Source organism: Halopseudomonas oceani (assembly GCF_963677335.1).
In the GTDB taxonomy this organism is placed as follows: Bacteria; Pseudomonadota; Gammaproteobacteria; order Pseudomonadales; family Pseudomonadaceae; genus Halopseudomonas; species Halopseudomonas oceani.
Window position 1 is genome coordinate 3,584,472 of the sequence record NZ_OY781932.1, and the last position, 16,996, is coordinate 3,601,467.

Here is a 16,996-nt window from a genome sequence, read left to right on the forward strand (position 1 = left end):
GACCACCAGCAGTTATCCGTCAGCCCGCTCTAGTAGAGTAGTAGCCCAAGACAACCCAACCCCAAAGCCACAAAGCACCAAGCGATGCCATGGCCTATCCCAGTTTTTTTCAAGAAGCAGCGGGACAGAGGATGACACGGTATTCCCCGTAGAGCCCATATCCAAGACAAACTTTGATGCATCCTCACCAAAACGCCGCGAAATCGACTCGATAATCGCTGCGCTACCCTGATGAAGTAGATAAGCATCAACGTCAGCGCTGGTGTAACCCGACTCCACCAGAACCTTCTTTAACTGGCGTGGAACATTCATGGAAGCAAAATTAAATATTTGCCGGCCATTCATATGCAGCCGGCCCTTTTCCGTTCGCAAAAACTCTGCTCCAGCGCCATCGGTACCGAAATCAGCCTTACCCAATAACCACTCCGGCTCATGTGCCATCCACGTTGCTGTTGCAGCATCACCAAACAACATCGCGGTATTACGATCATCCTTATCGACAATTTTCGAGTAAGGATCGGCAGTCAAAAGCAAGCCGTTTTCGAGCCCGATACCCTCCATGAACGCCTTCAACACATGAAGCCCATACACATAGCCAGAGCAACCAAGAGATATATCAAAGGCGGCGACACTCGGGCCGAGGCCGAGCTTAGCGTGCACGATGGCAGATGTGTGAGGGAGCCCCTCACCATCACCGTTCTGCGTGACAACAACAAGAGCATCAATAGCGCTCAGATCAAACCCCGGTACTTTCTTCTGCAAAGCACGCACCGCACCAACACACAAGTCAGACGTTTCTTCCATATCAGACTTAATCGGAAGCTTTTCAGCCCCTATCTTGTTTGAAACAAAACTTTCTGGCTCACCGAACCGTGAAGCCTGTTCGAAGTTGTCGATGCAGGCCTCAGGAATGTAGGACGCAACCGCCTTGACTCCAATCATGTCAACTCCTGACAAAACGTATGGTAGCGACCTTTTCTTGGTCAAGAAAAACCTCACTAACAACCAAGCGACCAGAAAGACAGCTCTTATTCACAAGCAGGATTTCTTCTGCCCCATCGACGAGCCGATCAGCTACGTCAAGCTGAGAGAATAACCAGTTACCGGAACCAAAAAGCGCATTGCAAAGCTTTTTATGCATTGCAACCACTTCCTCGATAAGCAGAAACTCTTTATTTCTGTGCTTCGTTATACTTTTCTTTTGCTCGCTGACGACGCTACCAGCAACTACCTGGTCTTCAGGATACCCGTAGCGCTCAGACACTTCATCGTCGCGCTCAATCAACCAAAGCTTACGAGACGCAGAACAGCTCTCGAAGCCACCGATATCGGCCTGAGCCACAACAACTGCAGGATCAACTGGGGCCTGATCGACAACATCCAATTGCCTGATCGCAGCGCGCCTGAACACCACTCTCTTTACATGTCCGCAGCCCTGTTTCTCAGCAACAGAGGACAGTGCCTGATAAATATCAGTGCCGTGTAAATAGGCTCTTTCACCTTTGAATTTTAGTACCAAACTCTCTATAAAACTCATTCTAGACAGCCCTTCTGGCAGGATTTCCGATCCATGTTGAGCCTTCAGGCAGCGGTTTGTAGGCCACAGAGCCTGCTGCCAAAACGGCAAAATCCCCCACCTCGGTTCTATCTCTCACCACCGCGTTGGGTGCGATGTAAGAGCCGCTCCCAAGCTTGGCGTAACCACATAGTGTGGCGTTTGGGCCAACATAGCAGAACTCACCAACATCGACATCGTGCCCAAGATTGGCGCCGGATCGAATACTGCAGCCGAACCCCACTTTCGTACCTGGCTGAAGCACAGCATACGCAGTAATCAACACGCCGGCCGACACCTCACAGCTAGAGGAGACCTTCGCGGTTGGATGTATCAAGCTAATCACTCGCTCTCGCGGGATGGCAAAACTCGATATCAGTTCGGACCGTTCTTTCATTTTCCCGACACTGAGCAATGAAAAATGAAAAAGCACATCATCATCCAGCGATTGCCAGTCAGAAGTCCTACCTAAAACCGGCCACCCCTCGATAAAACTGCCAACGTCTTGGTGGTCATTCAAAAAACCGTACAGTTCAACAGCCTCTCCTGCCAAGGCAAGGTCTCGTATCACCTCTGCCGCGACCAGGCCATCGCCATTCCCACCAAGAATCACTACTCGCTTCATAAACTTGACCTCATCTGCTGCGAAATTACAGCAGCTATGCGCTTAGCACCGTTACCATCTACCACTCGACTGGCGGAGAGACTCATACTTGCGAGCTGACTCGGATCCGACATGAGATGCATAACAGTTTCCTGTAACGCCTGTGGAGCAAGCTGTTCAAACTCTCCCAAGTACTTGGCGCATCCCAGCCGTTCGAAAGCCGCACCTTGACTTACCTGATTATCCGCGATGCTGCACAACAACATCGGCAATCCCATCCTAGCCGCCTCGTAACAGGTCGTGCCTGCGGCCATTACCGCCAAGTCAGCCTTAGCTAACAAGTCGACGAAATTTTCCGGCTGAACGACGTACTCAGCATTCAAGTACTGTAGCCGTCGAAGCAACCCAGCATTACTTGAGTTTCGCGGGTTACCTTGCCCGGAAACAATGATCACATTGAGCGATGACATGAACGGCACATCCAAAGCAGAAGCAGCAAGCTTAACCGCACCTCGATCATCGCCGCCGCCAAACGTCATCAGTAAGCAATTCAGCTCCCTTCGCTGACGCGCGGGCCCCACCTTTTGGAACGACTGCCTCAGAACCGCATAGTCAGCGCCTGCCAAAAACACCCCGCCGGGCACAGTGAGCAAACGCGAGTAATCAAGGGCGAGAACGGCAGGGTTGGTACAAATTGCCACCTCTGCAAGAACACCTTCGACACTTGGCGGAACAAAATGGCATTGCTTGACGCCACGAGCGTACAGATGTCGCTGAAAATCGGCACCAGCCCTGTAGTCATCCACCACTACCCAAGCGCCAGATTTTACTGCAGGCAACTGCGACAGGAATCGTGCTTCTTCCTGCTCTGAATGCCACCGGCGAGGCAGCCACTCCTCAAACAGAACGTCATCTAACGAGCTCTTCATTTCCAATGAGGGCCCACACATCAGCACACGGACACCGAGATCAACCAAAGCCTCGGCTAAGCCCCTACACCTCATCATGTGCCCCATCCCTATTTGGGAGCTGGCATCACACCGAAACACAACCCGCGGACTAATCATGCTGCTCATGGAGCAGTCGAAACAACAGTTCTGCAAACCTCCAGTCTTCGGGAGTGTCGATATCCTGCACCCGCTCGCGAGGCATCACATATGGCAAAGATGCGGCTTGCAACGCACTCTTGTTGGAAAGAAACGCATCTGCGCGCCCCCAATAGAACTGGCCAGCGTCGTGGAATCTATCCTCCAGATCTTGTGAACGGCTGGCCGCGTAGTCAGGCTCGCACATCTCAACAAACCCTTTCGAGTTGACCCTCAAAGCACGCTGAATGTGGTACGAATACTTGGCGACCGAAAAAACGAACTCGACCCCACCCTGCGCCATCATTGCATGTGCCGCAACCAAGTCCTCAGGCGTGACAAATGGAGCCGTTGCGTAAAGACAGCAGACCTGTGAGGGGGGACCGTACAGCGCTCCAATACGATGTATGGCGTCGTTGACAACCGGTCTGGTAGCAACAAGGTCACCTGATAAGTCGGGCGACCTAAAAAACGGAACATCAGCACCAAAATCTCGCGCTATGCTCGCGATCTCCTCGTCATCAGTCGACACAACAACATGATCGAACAAGCCAGACTGCAGCGCCGCCTCAATACTCCAAGCGATCATCGGCTTACCAAAAAACAGACGGCAGTTCTTCCGCGGAATGCGCTTGCTACCGCCTCTAGCGGGTATTACCGCCAACCTCATGACGAAAAGAACTCCTTCAGAGTCGCAACCACGTAGTCCTGATCGGACTCCGAAAGCCCAGGGTACAAAGGCAGTGAAATAGCCTCTTGGTAATAACGCTCAGCTTCCGGAAAATCACCACTTTTGAATCCCAAAGCCTCATAGTAGGGCTGAGTGTGGACTGGAATATAGTGGACATTGACTCCGATGTCTTTCCCTCGAAGATGCTCAAACAACGCTTGGCGATGAGAAGGGGCGACTCGAATGACGTACAGGTGAAAACTCGAGGAAGCATCTACAGACCGCACAGGCGTCACCACAGGAGTGTCGCCCAAGAGGTGATCGTACCTGTCGGCAAGGTATTGTCGGCGTACAATATACTCGTCTAGCCGACTTAACTGCGAACAGCCGAGCGCCGCCTGTAGGTCTGTCATACGGTAATTGAAGCCGAGCGCAACTTGCTGATAATACCAAGGCCCATCAGGTTCCTTGGTCATTTGCTCGGTGTTACGTGTCACGCCATGACTGGCAAAAAGCCTCATCCGCTCGGCGACGGCGTTGTCATTACTCAACGCCATCCCCCCTTCACCAGTAGTAATAATCTTCACCGGGTGGAAGCTAAAAACGGTTACATCGCTGTACCTGCAGTTACCGACATAGCCGCCATCGTACTTTCCTCCGACCGCGTGAGATGCATCTTCGATGAGATGAAACCCGTATGCGTCGGATAATGCTTTGATGGATTTCATGTCTGCCGACTGTCCACAAAGGTGGACGACAACAACTACCTTTGGGAGCCTCCCTGCCACTTTGGCAGCCCTCAGCTTTTCTTCGAGAGCAACGGGGTCCAAGTTATAGCTGACCGGGTCAATATCGACAAAGTCGATTTCAGCGCCGCAATAAAGGCCACAGTTGGCGGAAGCAACAAACGTTATCGGGCTAGTCCACATAAGATCGCCATTGCCCAACCCCAATGCGAGACAGGCAATATGCAGAGCCGAGGTAGCACTATTAACAGCCACCGCATGGCTCACGCCAACACGTTCTGCCATAGCCTGTTCAAAACGCGGAACAGCCGGCCCTTGAGTTAGATAATCAGAATTCAAAACCTCGACAACAGCATCAATGTCAGCGGGTCGAATATCCTGCCGTCCATATGGGATCATCATATCTTTCCGATTTTGCTTTCATTCAAAGCGATCCAGCTTTTCAAATCCGCGTCGGACATCCATTCCGAATTATTATCGCTTGAATACACAAACCCTTCTGGAACGAGCTTGCCGTCCTTTATGCGCTGGGGACACGCCGCCCACTGGTGGATACTCGGAAGAATTTTGAAGTGCTCGTCGTACTCATACGTATAGTAAGAGTCCTCAGCGCTGATCATTTGCTCGTGTAGCTTTTCGCCAGGACGAATACCGACCACCTCTTGTTTCGCGTCAGGTGCGACGACTCTCGCCAGGTCTACAACTTTCATTGAGGGGATCTTTTTGACGTATATCTCGCCGCCTTCCATATCTTGGAATGCGTGCCAGACAAGCTCCACCCCCTCCTCCAGAGAGATCATGAAGCGCGTCATACGCTCGTCCGTGATCGGAAGAACCCCTTTGTCCTTGATGGACATAAAGAACGGAATAACAGATCCTCGCGACCCCATGACATTGCCGTACCGAACGACTGAGAACCGGGTGCCATGCTCCCCCGAATACGAATTACCTGAAACAAAAAGCTTATCCGACGCTAACTTTGTCGCCCCATACAAATTAATCGGGCTACTCGCCTTATCGGTGGAAAGCGCGACGACGCCTTTTACGCCCTTATCGATACATGCATCAATAAGATTCATGGCACCATTGATATTGGTCTTTACACATTCAAACGGATTGTACTCTGCGGTAGGTACAATTTTGGTGGCTGCCGCATGAACCACGTAGTCAACACCGTCCAGCGCTCTATAGAGGCGCTCTTTATCACGAACATCACCAATAAAAAAACGGATACGGGGATCATCTTCAAACTTCTTGGCCATATCCCACTGCTTCATCTCATCCCTTGAAAATATAATAATCTTCTTAGGATTATATTTTGCGAGCGTCATCGGCACAAAAGTATTTCCGAAAGAACCGGTACCACCAGTAACCAGAATAGTTTTGTTGTTAAACATATCAATAGCACCTAATTAAAAAATGACGACTTTATCGCCTCGACAACTCGGACATTAGCAAGTCGATCCCTATGACCAAAAACCCACTTGGCATAGTTATCCCTTTTTTTCGCAAACACATCACACGACGTCAGTGCATCGCTTACGAGACTGGTGAAATCAAGTGCTGATGCTGCATCCACACAAACTCCAGACTCAAAAAGTGACAGGCGCATATCTATGTGATCTTGATCTAGCTTCGCCTTTCTGCCATTTTCAACAACGGCCTTACGGCCCAAGGCTTCTGTCTCTGTAAAGATCAAAGGAATATCATAAAACATTGATTCTTCTGCAGGGGAGTTCGCGTCAGACACGAGCACATCCGCAATCGCGAGATACGATGACAGTGGCCAATCAGACAAATCAATAAGCGCGTTTCCGCGCTTTCTCGCAATGGATGACAATCGCTGTATGGATTGTTTGTCTGCTCGCCGCGGCGTCAGCCCTTGGCTGGGGTGTGGCCGCAATATCAGATTCATCTCCCGCGGTGCCGTCATCAAAATCTGCTCCGCAACGCTATCCCAGGACCCGTACCCCCTCCTACTTGGGGTGTAAAGTAGCGTTTTATACTGCTTATTCAGGCCCAAGCGCCCCAGCATCTCTAAGCGAAACGACTCCGTTCGGTCCGGAAACTCACAAAACGGTAGAAAGCCAGTTTCTACCGTGTTCAAGTCTATATCTCCAGCATAGCGCTCAATCATGCTACGCATACGTGGCCCTATGATGCAAAGCAAATCAAAGTGGCTATTGCGCTCCAGTGCCTCTCGACTCAGCAGCGTATATGTCCCATGAAATACAGTACATTTCTTCGCAGCATACGGAGCGAGAAACCCTTTATAGGGCGAACCGGTAACGATCACACCCGCGTCTTGCAGCATCCGATTCCCTCGGGAAAACCGCCCGAGATATTTCGAATATCGTGCTGTCTCCAAATCGGGATAAATGCGCTTTGCCGCACGGAGAGTGGAGCGGCGATTACTTACAAATGTTCCAGGAAGCACCCTTTCAACCTGCGCCAACGCAGGAACAGCCTGGAACATTTTGGAGAAATAGACGACATCCTGATTTGTCATCAGCGAGCATCAGCCTTATTTTTCACAACCAAAATATCTTCCATGATCAAGAACTGCAGATCAGACCCATAAAACATGTTCAGCGCATCGGTCGGTGAGCAAACCATCGGCTCACCACGGCGGTTCAGCGAGGTATTGAGCACCACACCATTACCCGTCATGGCCTCCAGTTCTTTCATCAGATCGTAGTAACGCGGGTTGTAGTCGCGCTTGAGCACCTGGGCACGCGCGGTACCGTCCTCGTGCACGACCTCGGGCACACGCTCGGCCCAGCCTTCCTTAACATCGAAGGTGAACGTCATGAAGGGCGACGGGTGATCAACGCTCAGCATCTGCGGGGCTACGGTATCGAGCATAGACGGACAGAACGGGCGCCAGCGCTCGCGGAACTTGATCTGTTCATTGATGCGGTCAGCTACACCGTCAACACTCGGACAACCGATGATTGAGCGACCACCCAGTGCACGGGGGCCAAACTCCATGCGCCCCTGGAACCAGGCAACCGGATTGCCTTCAACCAGCACCTTGGCGATTTCTTGCGGCACGTCGTCGATCTTTTGCCATTGAGGCTTATTCGGGTGTCGAGCACAGGCGGCAATGATGTCTTCATTGCTGTAGGACGGGCCGAGGTAAACGTGCTCCATCTTTTCGATCGGCACGCCGTTCTTGACCGATATAAAGGCAGCGGCCCCCACAGCGGTGCCAGCGTCACCGGAAGCCGGCTGCACAAACAGCTCCTTAACGTCCGGACGCGCGATGATGCGCTGGTTGAGCTTCACGTTCAGCGCACAACCGCCAGCAAAGGCAAGCCGACCGGTTTCTTTCAGGATATCGCCGAGATAGTAGTCGATCATCTCCAGCGCCAGCTTTTCAAACAGCGCCTGCATCGCCGCTGCGTAATGAATGTAGGGGTCATCGGCGATGTCGCCTTCACGCTTCGGCCCCAGCCATTCGATCAGCTTGGGCGAGAAGTAGTAGCCCTTGCCCTTTTCCTTGTAGCGACGGAAGCCGATAACGTTGGCATAGTCGGTGTTGATGATCAGCTCGCCATTTTCAAACTTGGCCAGCCGGGAGAAGTCGTACTTGGCGGCGTCACCATAGGGAGCCATACCCATGACCTTGAACTCGCCGTCGAGCATCTCGAAGCCGAGGTATTCGGTAATTGCACCGTACAGACCGCCCAGCGAATCCGGATCGTAGAATTCCTTGATTTTGTGGATCTTGCCGTTTTCGCCCCAGCCGAAGAATGTTGTAGCGTATTCGCCCTTGCCGTCGATGCCGAGAATCGCGGTCTTCTCGCTAAAGCCCGAGCAGTGATAGGCACTGGATGCATGCGCCAGGTGATGTTCCACTGGTTCCAAACGGACCTTCTTGGCATCAAAGCCGAGCTGCTCCAGGCACCAGAGAATCTTCTTGCGATAGCGTTTGAAGCGGCGGTTGCCAGTCAGCAACGCATCCAGGGAACGATCAGGGGCGTACCAGTAACGCTTGGCGTAGTGCCAACGGGCCTTACTACCAAACAGGCTGATCGGTGCGAACGGAATACAGACAACATCGACATCAGCCGGTGTGATACCCGCCTGCTCCAGGCAGAACTTGGCCGACTCGTAGGGCATACGGTTCTTGGCGTGCTTGTCACGCACAAAACGCTCTTCTTCGACGGCAGCAATCAGTTTACCGTCAACATACAAGGCGGCAGATGGGTCGTGACTCAAGGCGCCAGAAAGGCCAAGTACTGTAAGTCCCACGGTAGTCCTCTTTTCTGAAATCAAAGTAAATTTACAAGCGCGGCAAGCGCTCTTCCAACCAGCCAGCAAGCGGACTTCCCGCTGGCCAGTTACGGATGAACCGTTGTCGATCCTTCTGCCAGGCACGCTGCCAGCCAGCATTACCTGTGTGCGCCTGCATCGCGTCCAGATCGATAAGAATAACCCGCCCATCCAGCCACAGCAGATTCGTTGCCTTGAAGTCACCGTGGCTTATTCTGGCCCGAACAAGTTGGGTAAACAGCCTGAGCAACGCTGCGGCGGTAGCATCGTCCGGCAGTCTTTGACCATCTTCGCCGAGATGGCGCAGCAGGTCGACCCCGGAACAGTATTCAGTGACCAGCCAAGCCCGCCGCCGCAACGGACCGAAACGCTGCTCAATCATGGCCAGCGGTGCCGGAGTGGGGATGCCGAGAAACTGCAGCCGATGCGCGGCGAGCCAGGAGTGCCAGGCTCTGCTCGGGCGCCAAAAGCGCTTTAGCCAGTGGCCAAAGCCTTTAATGTTGTAGCGTTTGATGACCACCGTGTTGCCATCAACGACAGCACAACCGACCGTGCTGCTACCACCGTCCTTGAACAGCGGCTCTGCGGCCAAAGCCTCGTCAGGCGCAGCAAGCAGCGATGCCAACCGCTGGCACTCGCTGCGCACGACAGCAGTAAACCGCGTCCAGCTGCGTCTGACAGAGAACTGGGTGCAATCACGCAGAGTCTTGCCGAGAAAGTCATCCAGCCTGCGCTGACGAACGCGCTTAATCTGCGCGGCCAGCCGATCAGGGTTGAGCGCCAACGGATTGTGCTGCAGGTAGCCGATCAGCAGCAGCTCGCAGAGTTCATCCCACTCGGGATCAAGCTGGGCAAAGAAGATCGCCAGGTTGTCTTCAGCTTGTGCAGGAGTAACCGGAGCGCCAGGACTCAAGGCCTCAACCGCATCGCCATCAATGACGTAAAGCTGCGCTTCGTGAAGCAGGAAGTTGCCCAGATGCAAATCGGTCTGTACCAGACCACGTTGGTGCATGGTGCCAATCAGGCTGAGGGCTTGGCCAAGCAGAGTGAGCGCCTCGGCCTCGCCGGGCTGCCAACTGGGCAGTGCCTCCCAGCGCTGCTGCAGGGTCTCGGCGTCGCTGAGGTAGGCACTCAGCAAATAACGACCGCCTCCCTCTATCTCGCCCTCGCCCAGCAGCTCTGGCGTGGCAATGCCCTGCGTTTGCAGGGCACGAATACCTGACGCCTCACGCTCACAGTGACGGTCAGCGCCCGATGCGATAAACAGCTTAAGCAACTGCTGCTGGCCACCGGCTTCGACCTGCCCCACCAGCCGCTTGCCCGGCAACACTCGCAGCCAGCGCACCACCCGGGTCTCACCCTGCTCCAGTGGCAGGATCAACGGCAGTGGTGGCTCGCGCCCGGCACTACGTAGCTCGGCGCTGAGACTCATCGCCCTTTGCCCTTGCCCGCAGTACGGCGCAGCAATTCGCTGATAAAGGTACGAGCCTCGGTATCAACCCGACTCTTGCCCATATACGCCAACACGAAGCGCAAGCGCTGGCTGCGCGTCGGCTCCTTGCTTCGTCGATGCAGGGTTTCCAAATCACGGATCAGATCACGCCGGCCAAAAATAGCCCGCCGGGTTTTCTCCAGATCGATAAAACGCGCCCCGGCACCGTCGCCATGCAGTTTGATAAATACGTGCTTCGGATACAGACAGTTGTGAATACGGTCGGCATTATGCAGCGCACGCACCAGCGCAGCAGCCGACTGAATCAACGTACGGATTTCACTGGCAGACAACTGATTCCAGCGCTCAAACCACTCGTCCAGTGGCGCATAGTCATCCAGGGCCCGCGTCAGCAGCACCGCCTGGGCGTGACCGCGCTCGTTACGCTGACCAAAAAATGCCGCTTCCAGCGCCGGAATGCCTTGTCTTGCATAGACCTGAATCGCACGAAATTCACGAGCAAAGGTAGGCTCGCCGAAGGGGCTATGCAGCGTGCGGGTGCGGTGATTGTCTTGCCGCTTCAGAAAGAAACACTGCTGCTGACCATTAGCGTCTTCCAGCTCCAGACGGTAAACGCTACTCCACCCTCCACGCCCAGTATTTGGTGCATCAACAGCATCGACCTTCAGCGCCCAGAGCGCTTCGAAGCTATCAAGCCCGTGGCGGGACAACACATCCCGTGCGTTGACTGCAATAAAGGGGTTACGTGTCATTCTCGACCCTTGAAGAAATTCAGTATCGCGCGCGCCTGCTTGCGGTCCGCGCTGTCAAGCTGCTGCTTGCCAAGGTACAGCTTGAAGAACGCCATCCGCTGGCTGCGGCTGAGGTGGTGTTTGGCAATTTTGTCGAGGCAGGCCAGATCCTTGATGATCCGGTAGCTCAGCATGGGGCCCCACCAGAAGCTGCCGCCAGGACAGTCGATAAAGTACACATTTCCAAGCGCTTGATTGTCGACGAGCAGGTTTCGCCACTTCAGATCATTATGGGTGAAGCCCTGATCATGCATCATCCGAGTCGCCCACGCGACCTGGCGTGAGACATGCGCCACCCATGCCCGATCCTGCAAGCGTGCGTCACGCTGCGCAGCAATACGCGCCAGATCACAGGTATCGGGCAACTCCTCGGTGATCAGCGCGCCGCGCACGAATGCACCATTAAGCCGCTCCTGCCCGAACCCGACGACTGTTGCCGACGGGATGCCCCAGGCATGAAAGTTCAGCAAATTTTCCCACTCTGCCTGAATTCGCGGTCGACCAAGGTAGCGGCGGAGGTTCTTGCCCGCGCCGGTGTAGCGCTTAACGTAGTAATAGCGGTCAGCAACCCAGATCCGATGCACGGTACTGAGCGGGTCCTGGGTGATCTTTTCACCCTCCAGCGCAAACACCGTATCCAGATCGGCAAACAGCCGACCACTCTCCCCGGTGGCGTACTCGGGGTTCAGGGTCCAACGCTTCATTCATCAGCCCCCGGCGCGTACTTGCGCTCAAAACGGGCCTGCAGCTTCTGCGCCTTGCGCTCAAGCAGCGCCAGCAGCGGCGCCTCTAGCCGCAAGGTGTCACGCAGCGGAGTCGCAAAATAGGCGCGCAGAAAGCGCAGCTTGTCACGTTGGGTAAGACCGATCTCGAGTGCCGAGAAGTACAGCCCGGCTAGGTCCTTGTCGCGCCAGCGCCGAGGCACAGTCGGTCGAATCTGAGCACGATGCAGATCAATGATCGACAATTTGAAGTCATGTGCGCTCATCGGCTTGTCGGTATGCAGCAGGAAGTGACAGATATAGCAGTCACGATGATTGACGCCAGCCCGGTGCATGGCGGCGGCCATCTCGGCCACCCGACGGATCAGCGCCCACTTGATGCCCGGAGCCGGCGGTTTATCCAGCCAGTCACGGCTATAATCTTCCAGGCTGATGGTCGGCGCCAATTCTTCGGTAATGATGAACGAGTGCTGTGCGGCAGGGTTACTGCCACGCTCACCAAAGGCCACCGCGGTCATGGTATTAATGCCGGCAGCGGTCAGTGCTTGAATCGCCTGCCACTCCTGACCTGCGCCCAGCACCGGGCGTTTGAGGGTGGACCAGTTCTTGAAAATCTCGCCCCAACCGACGCCACGATGAATCTTGACGAAATAGCCCTTGCCGTCGACTTCGGTACGCAGGGTACGGCGCGCTTCCAGCTCACGAAACACCTCGCCTTGCAGCGCTTCGACCGCATCGAAGGCATCTGTATTGGCCCACAGGCTAAGGAACGGCTCGCGCAGAATCAGGGTATTGCTCACGCGCCAGCTCCCAGGATCACATCGGCAGCCCGCTCCGGCAGGCTGTATAGGTCGGCCTGATCGGCATACCGCAGCGCGTTGGCATGCCATTCCCGGCGCTGAACCGGATTACGCAGCATGTCGGCCAGCATCCGATCCAGTTCGCCCTGCCTGAACGGTGACGGCACAACCAGGCCACAGTCCGCCTCGCTGATGTAGTGGGCATAACCGCAGACATCGGTCACCAGCACCGGCAAACCGGCCACCAGCGCTTCCAGCAGCACGGTGCCGGTGTTCTCGTTGTAGGCGGGATGAATCAACAGGTCGGCCCCCAGCAGGAAACGGGGAATATCGCTACGGCCCTTCATAAAGACCACCTGATCCTCCACCGCCAGCGAGCGCGCAATGCGCTGGAAGGTACTCGGATCATCCTGGCCGATGACCATCAGCCGGGTGCGCTTACGCAATTCGACAGGCAGCGCCGCCAGCGCGCGAATGGAGCGGTCGACACCCTTGGTAATAAACCCGGAGCCGATCTGCACCAGCAGCAGGTCATCGTCTGCCAGACCGAACTCAGCGCGAAACTCGGCGCGAATCTCAGCCGCGTTGGCCGGTGCCCGACGATCTGGCGCGATGCCCGGCGGGAGTAGATGGAAGCGATCCAGCGGGGTTTTATAGTGTTTGGTGAACAGCGGCTGCTGTACCTCGGAGATCATCAGAATCTGCGTCTTGCCAGCAGGCGAGAATACCGCCCGCTCGTACTCGGCAAAGTGGCGGTAACGGCTGGAGATGCGATACAGCGGGTTACGCAGGGTCTGCGCCTTGTCTTCGAAGCAGGGATCGGCGGCATAGTAAACGTCCAGCCCCGGCATCTTGTTGAAGCCAACCACCCGATCGACCGGGCGCCTGGCCAGATCGGCCTCGACCCACGCGGTGAATTTCTCGTTACGGCGATGATTACTCAGGGCTTTGACGGGGGCCACCAACACTTCAAACCCCTCGGGAATATCGCCTTCCCAGATCAGGGTATAGACACGAATGCTGTGTCCGCGCTCCTGACAAACCCTGGCGATGCGCATGAAGTCGCGCTGCAAGCCGCCAAAGGGAAAATACTTGTAAAGCACAAAAGCCAGCTGCATCAGACGATTCTCTTGTTGGACAGCAGCGGTCGCAGGTGCTGCATGACCCTGTCGGGGTCAAGTCGAGTAAAGCACAGTGGTTGCTCGCGGGTCAGGTCGAACCGGCGAGCATCCTCAGGGGTCGGCTTATAGGTACATTGCTTGCGCAGACAGGGCGCACAGGCGAAGTCGCTGGCCAGATGCTGCTGCGCGCGACCGTAGGCGCCGGTAAAGCCCGGATTGGTTGGTCCGAACAGCGACAGGGTCGGTACATCCAGCGCCGCGGCCAGATGCCCAAGCCCGGTATCCACCGCCACGCAGGCACTAGCCCCGGCCAACTGACGGGCGACATCACGCAGGGGCAAACGGGGCAATACCAGCGCGCCTTCCAGCCCTTCGGCGATGCGCAGCGCACGGGCCTGTTCGTCCAGACTACCCCACGGCAGGCGCACATCAACCCCGCTGGCAACCAGCCGCTCGGCCAGTTGCCGCCAATACAGCTCCGGCCAGTGCTTAGTCACCCAGGTGGTGCCATGCAACAGCACCACATAAGGCGTGCTGGCCAATTCAGCGCCCAATGCCGCGCGGTCCAGGCCGTAATCCCCCAGCCCTTCCTCCAGCGTGTAGCCAAGCGCCTGGGCAAACAGCTGACGCGTCCGCTCCACCGCATGCTGCCCCCAGGGTACCGGCAGCCGACGTTGATAGAAGCGTGCGGCCAGCGGCTCACGGGCCGAATCCCGATCCAGCCCTACCACCTCGGCGCTGGCATAGCGGGTCAGCCAGGCGCTCTTGAGCAGACCCTGAGCATCGATCACCAAATCATAGTCGGTCTCGCGCAGGCGGCGCTTGAAGTTGCCCCACTCACCGCTGCGCACTGCCTGAAACGGCTTCTTGCGCCAACGACGAATGGCCACCGGAATTACACTCTCCACGGCCGGATGCCAGGACGGAATTTCGGCAAAGCCCTCTTCCACCACCCAGTCAAAACGGATGCCTGGGATAGCGCGCGCAGCATCGGTCAATGCCGGGAGAGTATGAATGACGTCCCCGAGCGAGGACGTCTTGATCAGCAGTACCCGCATCAGGATCAATTGTCCTGCGGGTCGGGCAGCAGATCGCCTACCAGCCGATCCAGCGCTGCGTCCACCTGGGCAGGAGCCAGATCACGCAGGCAGTTGTAATGACCAAACCGGCAAGTCCGATCAAAGCAGGGGCTGCAATCCAGCCCCAGCTGCACCATTTCTACCTGGTCAGCCAGCGGCGGCGTAAAACCAGGTGAGGTCGAGCCGTAGACAGCCACCAACGGCCGATTCAGCGCCGCAGCCACATGCATCAGCCCCGAGTCATTACTGACCACCGCGTCAGCGCACGACAGCAGGTCAATCGCCTGGGCCAGACTGGTATCGCCACACAGGTTGGTCGACTCTTCACGCAGCCCCGGAATCAGCCGGCCACGGATCTGTTCCGCGACGGCGTGGTCGTTTTTCGAACCAAACAACCAGACCTGCCAGCCCTGCCGAATGCGCGCTTCGGCCACGGCAGCATAGTGCTCCGACGGCCAGCGCTTGGCCTCGCCAAATTCGGCACCCGGGCACAGCGCCAGCACCGGACGATCACGTTCTAGGCCAAAATGCGCCAATGCCGCATCGCGCGATGCCGGATCAATTTGCAGCGACGGGCGTGGGTAGGGTTTCGGCAGCTCGGCACCCGGCTCATAGGCCAGCGCCATAAAGCGCTCGATCATCAGCGGGTAGGCGTCCTTGTTCAGCTTGCGCACGTCGTTGAGCAGGCCATAGCGCATTTCGCCACGCCAACCGGTGCGCAGCGGAATCTGGGCAAAGAACGGAACCAGCGCTGACTTGAGGGAATTGGGCAGCAGGATGGCTTGGTCATACTGACCAGCTAGGCTGCGACCAATACGCCGCCGGGTAGCGAGTTCCAGCGCGCCATGACCGAGCGGAAAGCTCAGCGCGCTGCGGACTTCCGGCATACGTTCGAGAATTGGCCGGCTCCAGTCGGGCGCTAGCACATCGATCATGCAGTCGTCGCCGTGGCGTTGCTTCAGACAGGTGAACAGCGTCTGCGCCATCACCATGTCGCCGACCCAGCTGGGACCGATAATCAGGATATTCATAAGCTTCACGCGTCAAGCTTCAAGCGACAAACCCCGAACGGCGCATGACTGCTTGCCGCGTGAGGCTTGCCGCTTGCGGCTATCAACCGACCAGCGTCCGCCATTCGGCGTGCTCTGCGGTCTGGCCAGTGACCAGATCGAAGTACGCCTTTTGCAGTTTTTCAGTGATCGGACCGCGACGACCAGCACCGATCTGACGACCGTCCAGCTCGCGAATCGGCGTGACTTCAGCGGCGGTGCCGGTGAAGAAGGCTTCATCAGCGATGTAGACCTCGTCACGGGTGATGCGCTTCTCGACAACCGGGATATTGAACTTCGACGCCAGCGCCAGCACGGTTGCGCGGGTGATACCGTTCAGACAGGCAGTCACTTCCGGGGTGTAGATAGTGCCGTTCTTGACGATGAACACGTTCTCACCCGAACCTTCGGCAACATAGCCTTCCGGATCCAGCAACAGTGCTTCGTCAGCACCAGCGGAGACCGCTTCCTGCAGCGCCAGCATGGAGTTCATGTAGGCACCGCTGGCCTTGGCACGCGTCATGGTGATGTTGACGTGGTGACGGGTAAAGGAACTGGTGCGGATCTTGATGCCGCGTTCCAGCGCTTCTTCGCCCATATAGGCGCCCCAGTGCCACGCAGCGATGACAACATGTACCTTCAGGTTGTCAGCGCGGATGCCCATGCCTTCGGATCCGTAAAATACCAGCGGACGAATATAGGCGGTTTCCAGGTTGTTCTCGCGAACCACGGCGCGCTGCGCCTCGTTCAGCTGTTCCTTGGTAAAGGGAATCTTCATACCCATGATGTGGGCAGAATCGAACAAGCGATCAGTGTGCGCATCCAGACGGAAGATGGCGGTGCCATCCGGCGTCTTGTAGGCGCGGACGCCTTCGAAAACACCCATGCCGTAGTGCAGCGAGTGCGTGAGCACGTGAACATTGGCTTCACGCCAGGGAATCATTTCACCATCAAACCAGATTAGACCATCACGATCGGCCATCGACATAGCAGCCAGCTCCATACGTATCTATTCAATCAGTCTTGCGTTCTTGGTTTCTGCC

General features: G+C 56.0%; 17 protein-coding genes. All 17 read right to left on the reverse strand.

Annotation, left to right across the window (positions count from 1 at the left end; genetic code table 11):
- Nucleotides 1-12 precede the first annotated feature (12 nt).
- The 17 genes from ACKPCU_RS16805 to ACKPCU_RS16885 all read right to left on the reverse strand — a co-directional run bounded on the left by ACKPCU_RS16805 (nt 13) and on the right by ACKPCU_RS16885 (nt 16,941).
- Nucleotides 13-942 carry a ketoacyl-ACP synthase III gene (locus ACKPCU_RS16805; protein ID WP_321348475.1) on the reverse strand — a complete coding sequence of 310 codons (930 nt, stop codon included), beginning with the start codon at nt 940-942 and terminating at the stop codon, nt 13-15.
- Nucleotide 943: 1 nt separating this feature from the next.
- On the reverse strand, nt 944-1,537 hold the full coding sequence (locus ACKPCU_RS16810; protein WP_228245870.1) for a hypothetical protein: 594 nt from the start codon (nt 1,535-1,537) through the stop codon (nt 944-946).
- 1 nt (nt 1,538) lies between these two features.
- Nucleotides 1,539-2,180 (reverse strand): LbetaH domain-containing protein, encoded by a 642-nt coding sequence (locus tag ACKPCU_RS16815; RefSeq protein ID WP_104737338.1) that lies wholly within the window; start codon nt 2,178-2,180, stop codon nt 1,539-1,541.
- Nucleotides 2,177-3,088, reverse strand: coding sequence for a glycosyltransferase (locus ACKPCU_RS16820; RefSeq protein ID WP_321351869.1), 912 nt, complete (start codon nt 3,086-3,088; stop codon nt 2,177-2,179). Before ACKPCU_RS16820 ends, ACKPCU_RS16815 begins: the two co-directional genes overlap by 4 nt.
- A 130-nt stretch (nt 3,089-3,218) precedes the next feature.
- Nucleotides 3,219-3,914, reverse strand: a complete 696-nt coding sequence (pseF, locus tag ACKPCU_RS16825; protein ID WP_228245868.1) for a pseudaminic acid cytidylyltransferase — start codon at nt 3,912-3,914, stop codon at nt 3,219-3,221.
- Complete coding sequence (gene pseC / locus ACKPCU_RS16830) at nt 3,911-5,059, reverse strand: UDP-4-amino-4,6-dideoxy-N-acetyl-beta-L-altrosamine transaminase (protein WP_104737486.1); 1,149 nt, start codon at nt 5,057-5,059, stop codon at nt 3,911-3,913. Before pseC ends, pseF begins: the two co-directional genes overlap by 4 nt.
- The gene (pseB, locus tag ACKPCU_RS16835) at nt 5,059-6,057 is read right to left on the reverse strand and encodes a UDP-N-acetylglucosamine 4,6-dehydratase (inverting) (RefSeq protein ID WP_104737341.1); all 999 of its coding nucleotides are present in this window, start codon (nt 6,055-6,057) and stop codon (nt 5,059-5,061) included. Before pseB ends, pseC begins: the two co-directional genes overlap by 1 nt.
- Before the next feature lie 11 nt (nt 6,058-6,068).
- Nucleotides 6,069-7,169: a hypothetical protein gene (locus tag ACKPCU_RS16840; RefSeq protein ID WP_321348478.1), complete on the reverse strand. Its 1,101-nt coding sequence runs from the start codon at nt 7,167-7,169 to the stop codon at nt 6,069-6,071.
- The gene (locus ACKPCU_RS16845; RefSeq protein ID WP_321348481.1) at nt 7,169-8,917 is read right to left on the reverse strand and encodes a carbamoyltransferase family protein; all 1,749 of its coding nucleotides are present in this window, start codon (nt 8,915-8,917) and stop codon (nt 7,169-7,171) included. Before ACKPCU_RS16845 ends, ACKPCU_RS16840 begins: the two co-directional genes overlap by 1 nt.
- A 31-nt stretch (nt 8,918-8,948) precedes the next feature.
- A complete protein-coding gene (locus ACKPCU_RS16850; protein ID WP_321348482.1) occupies nt 8,949-10,370 on the reverse strand; it encodes a lipopolysaccharide kinase InaA family protein in 1,422 nt (473 codons plus the stop codon).
- A complete protein-coding gene (locus tag ACKPCU_RS16855; RefSeq protein WP_104737345.1) occupies nt 10,367-11,143 on the reverse strand; it encodes a lipopolysaccharide kinase InaA family protein in 777 nt (258 codons plus the stop codon). Before ACKPCU_RS16855 ends, ACKPCU_RS16850 begins: the two co-directional genes overlap by 4 nt.
- A complete protein-coding gene (locus tag ACKPCU_RS16860) occupies nt 11,140-11,886 on the reverse strand; it encodes a lipopolysaccharide kinase InaA family protein (protein ID WP_104737346.1) in 747 nt (248 codons plus the stop codon). The genes ACKPCU_RS16855 and ACKPCU_RS16860 overlap by 4 nt, the downstream gene beginning before the upstream one ends.
- Nucleotides 11,883-12,704: a lipopolysaccharide core heptose(I) kinase RfaP gene (rfaP, locus tag ACKPCU_RS16865; protein ID WP_321348486.1), complete on the reverse strand. Its 822-nt coding sequence runs from the start codon at nt 12,702-12,704 to the stop codon at nt 11,883-11,885. Before rfaP ends, ACKPCU_RS16860 begins: the two co-directional genes overlap by 4 nt.
- Nucleotides 12,701-13,822 carry a glycosyltransferase family 4 protein gene (locus ACKPCU_RS16870; RefSeq protein WP_321348488.1) on the reverse strand — a complete coding sequence of 374 codons (1,122 nt, stop codon included), beginning with the start codon at nt 13,820-13,822 and terminating at the stop codon, nt 12,701-12,703. The genes rfaP and ACKPCU_RS16870 overlap by 4 nt, the downstream gene beginning before the upstream one ends.
- Nucleotides 13,822-14,883 carry a lipopolysaccharide heptosyltransferase I gene (gene waaC / locus ACKPCU_RS16875; protein WP_321348490.1) on the reverse strand — a complete coding sequence of 354 codons (1,062 nt, stop codon included), beginning with the start codon at nt 14,881-14,883 and terminating at the stop codon, nt 13,822-13,824. Before waaC ends, ACKPCU_RS16870 begins: the two co-directional genes overlap by 1 nt.
- Before the next feature lie 5 nt (nt 14,884-14,888).
- Nucleotides 14,889-15,935, reverse strand: coding sequence for a lipopolysaccharide heptosyltransferase II (gene waaF / locus ACKPCU_RS16880; RefSeq protein WP_321348491.1), 1,047 nt, complete (start codon nt 15,933-15,935; stop codon nt 14,889-14,891).
- 82 nt (nt 15,936-16,017) lie between these two features.
- Nucleotides 16,018-16,941: a branched-chain amino acid transaminase gene (locus tag ACKPCU_RS16885; RefSeq protein ID WP_104737488.1), complete on the reverse strand. Its 924-nt coding sequence runs from the start codon at nt 16,939-16,941 to the stop codon at nt 16,018-16,020.
- Between the last annotated feature and the right edge of the window lie 55 nt (nt 16,942-16,996).

What these genes read in the sequence shown, in the direction of transcription:
- pseC (WP_104737486.1), bottom strand. Translation starts at nt 5,059, where the DNA reads ATGATCCCATATGGACGGCAGGATATTCGACCCGCTGACATTGATGCT.
- pseF (WP_228245868.1), bottom strand. Translation starts at nt 3,914, where the DNA reads ATGAGGTTGGCGGTAATACCCGCTAGAGGCGGTAGCAAGCGCATTCCG.
- ACKPCU_RS16850 (WP_321348482.1), bottom strand. Translation starts at nt 10,370, where the DNA reads ATGAGTCTCAGCGCCGAGCTACGTAGTGCCGGGCGCGAGCCACCACTG.
- ACKPCU_RS16860 (WP_104737346.1), bottom strand. Translation starts at nt 11,886, where the DNA reads ATGAAGCGTTGGACCCTGAACCCCGAGTACGCCACCGGGGAGAGTGGT.
- waaC (WP_321348490.1), bottom strand. Translation starts at nt 14,883, where the DNA reads ATGCGGGTACTGCTGATCAAGACGTCCTCGCTCGGGGACGTCATTCAT.
- ACKPCU_RS16815 (WP_104737338.1), bottom strand. Translation starts at nt 2,180, where the DNA reads ATGAAGCGAGTAGTGATTCTTGGTGGGAATGGCGATGGCCTGGTCGCG.
- ACKPCU_RS16820 (WP_321351869.1), bottom strand. Translation starts at nt 3,088, where the DNA reads ATGAAGAGCTCGTTAGATGACGTTCTGTTTGAGGAGTGGCTGCCTCGC.
- ACKPCU_RS16805 (WP_321348475.1), bottom strand. Translation starts at nt 942, where the DNA reads ATGATTGGAGTCAAGGCGGTTGCGTCCTACATTCCTGAGGCCTGCATC.
- pseB (WP_104737341.1), bottom strand. Translation starts at nt 6,057, where the DNA reads ATGTTTAACAACAAAACTATTCTGGTTACTGGTGGTACCGGTTCTTTC.
- ACKPCU_RS16810 (WP_228245870.1), bottom strand. Translation starts at nt 1,537, where the DNA reads ATGAGTTTTATAGAGAGTTTGGTACTAAAATTCAAAGGTGAAAGAGCC.
- ACKPCU_RS16855 (WP_104737345.1), bottom strand. Translation starts at nt 11,143, where the DNA reads ATGACACGTAACCCCTTTATTGCAGTCAACGCACGGGATGTGTTGTCC.
- ACKPCU_RS16840 (WP_321348478.1), bottom strand. Translation starts at nt 7,169, where the DNA reads ATGACAAATCAGGATGTCGTCTATTTCTCCAAAATGTTCCAGGCTGTT.
- waaF (WP_321348491.1), bottom strand. Translation starts at nt 15,935, where the DNA reads ATGAATATCCTGATTATCGGTCCCAGCTGGGTCGGCGACATGGTGATG.
- ACKPCU_RS16885 (WP_104737488.1), bottom strand. Translation starts at nt 16,941, where the DNA reads ATGTCGATGGCCGATCGTGATGGTCTAATCTGGTTTGATGGTGAAATG.
- ACKPCU_RS16870 (WP_321348488.1), bottom strand. Translation starts at nt 13,822, where the DNA reads ATGCAGCTGGCTTTTGTGCTTTACAAGTATTTTCCCTTTGGCGGCTTG.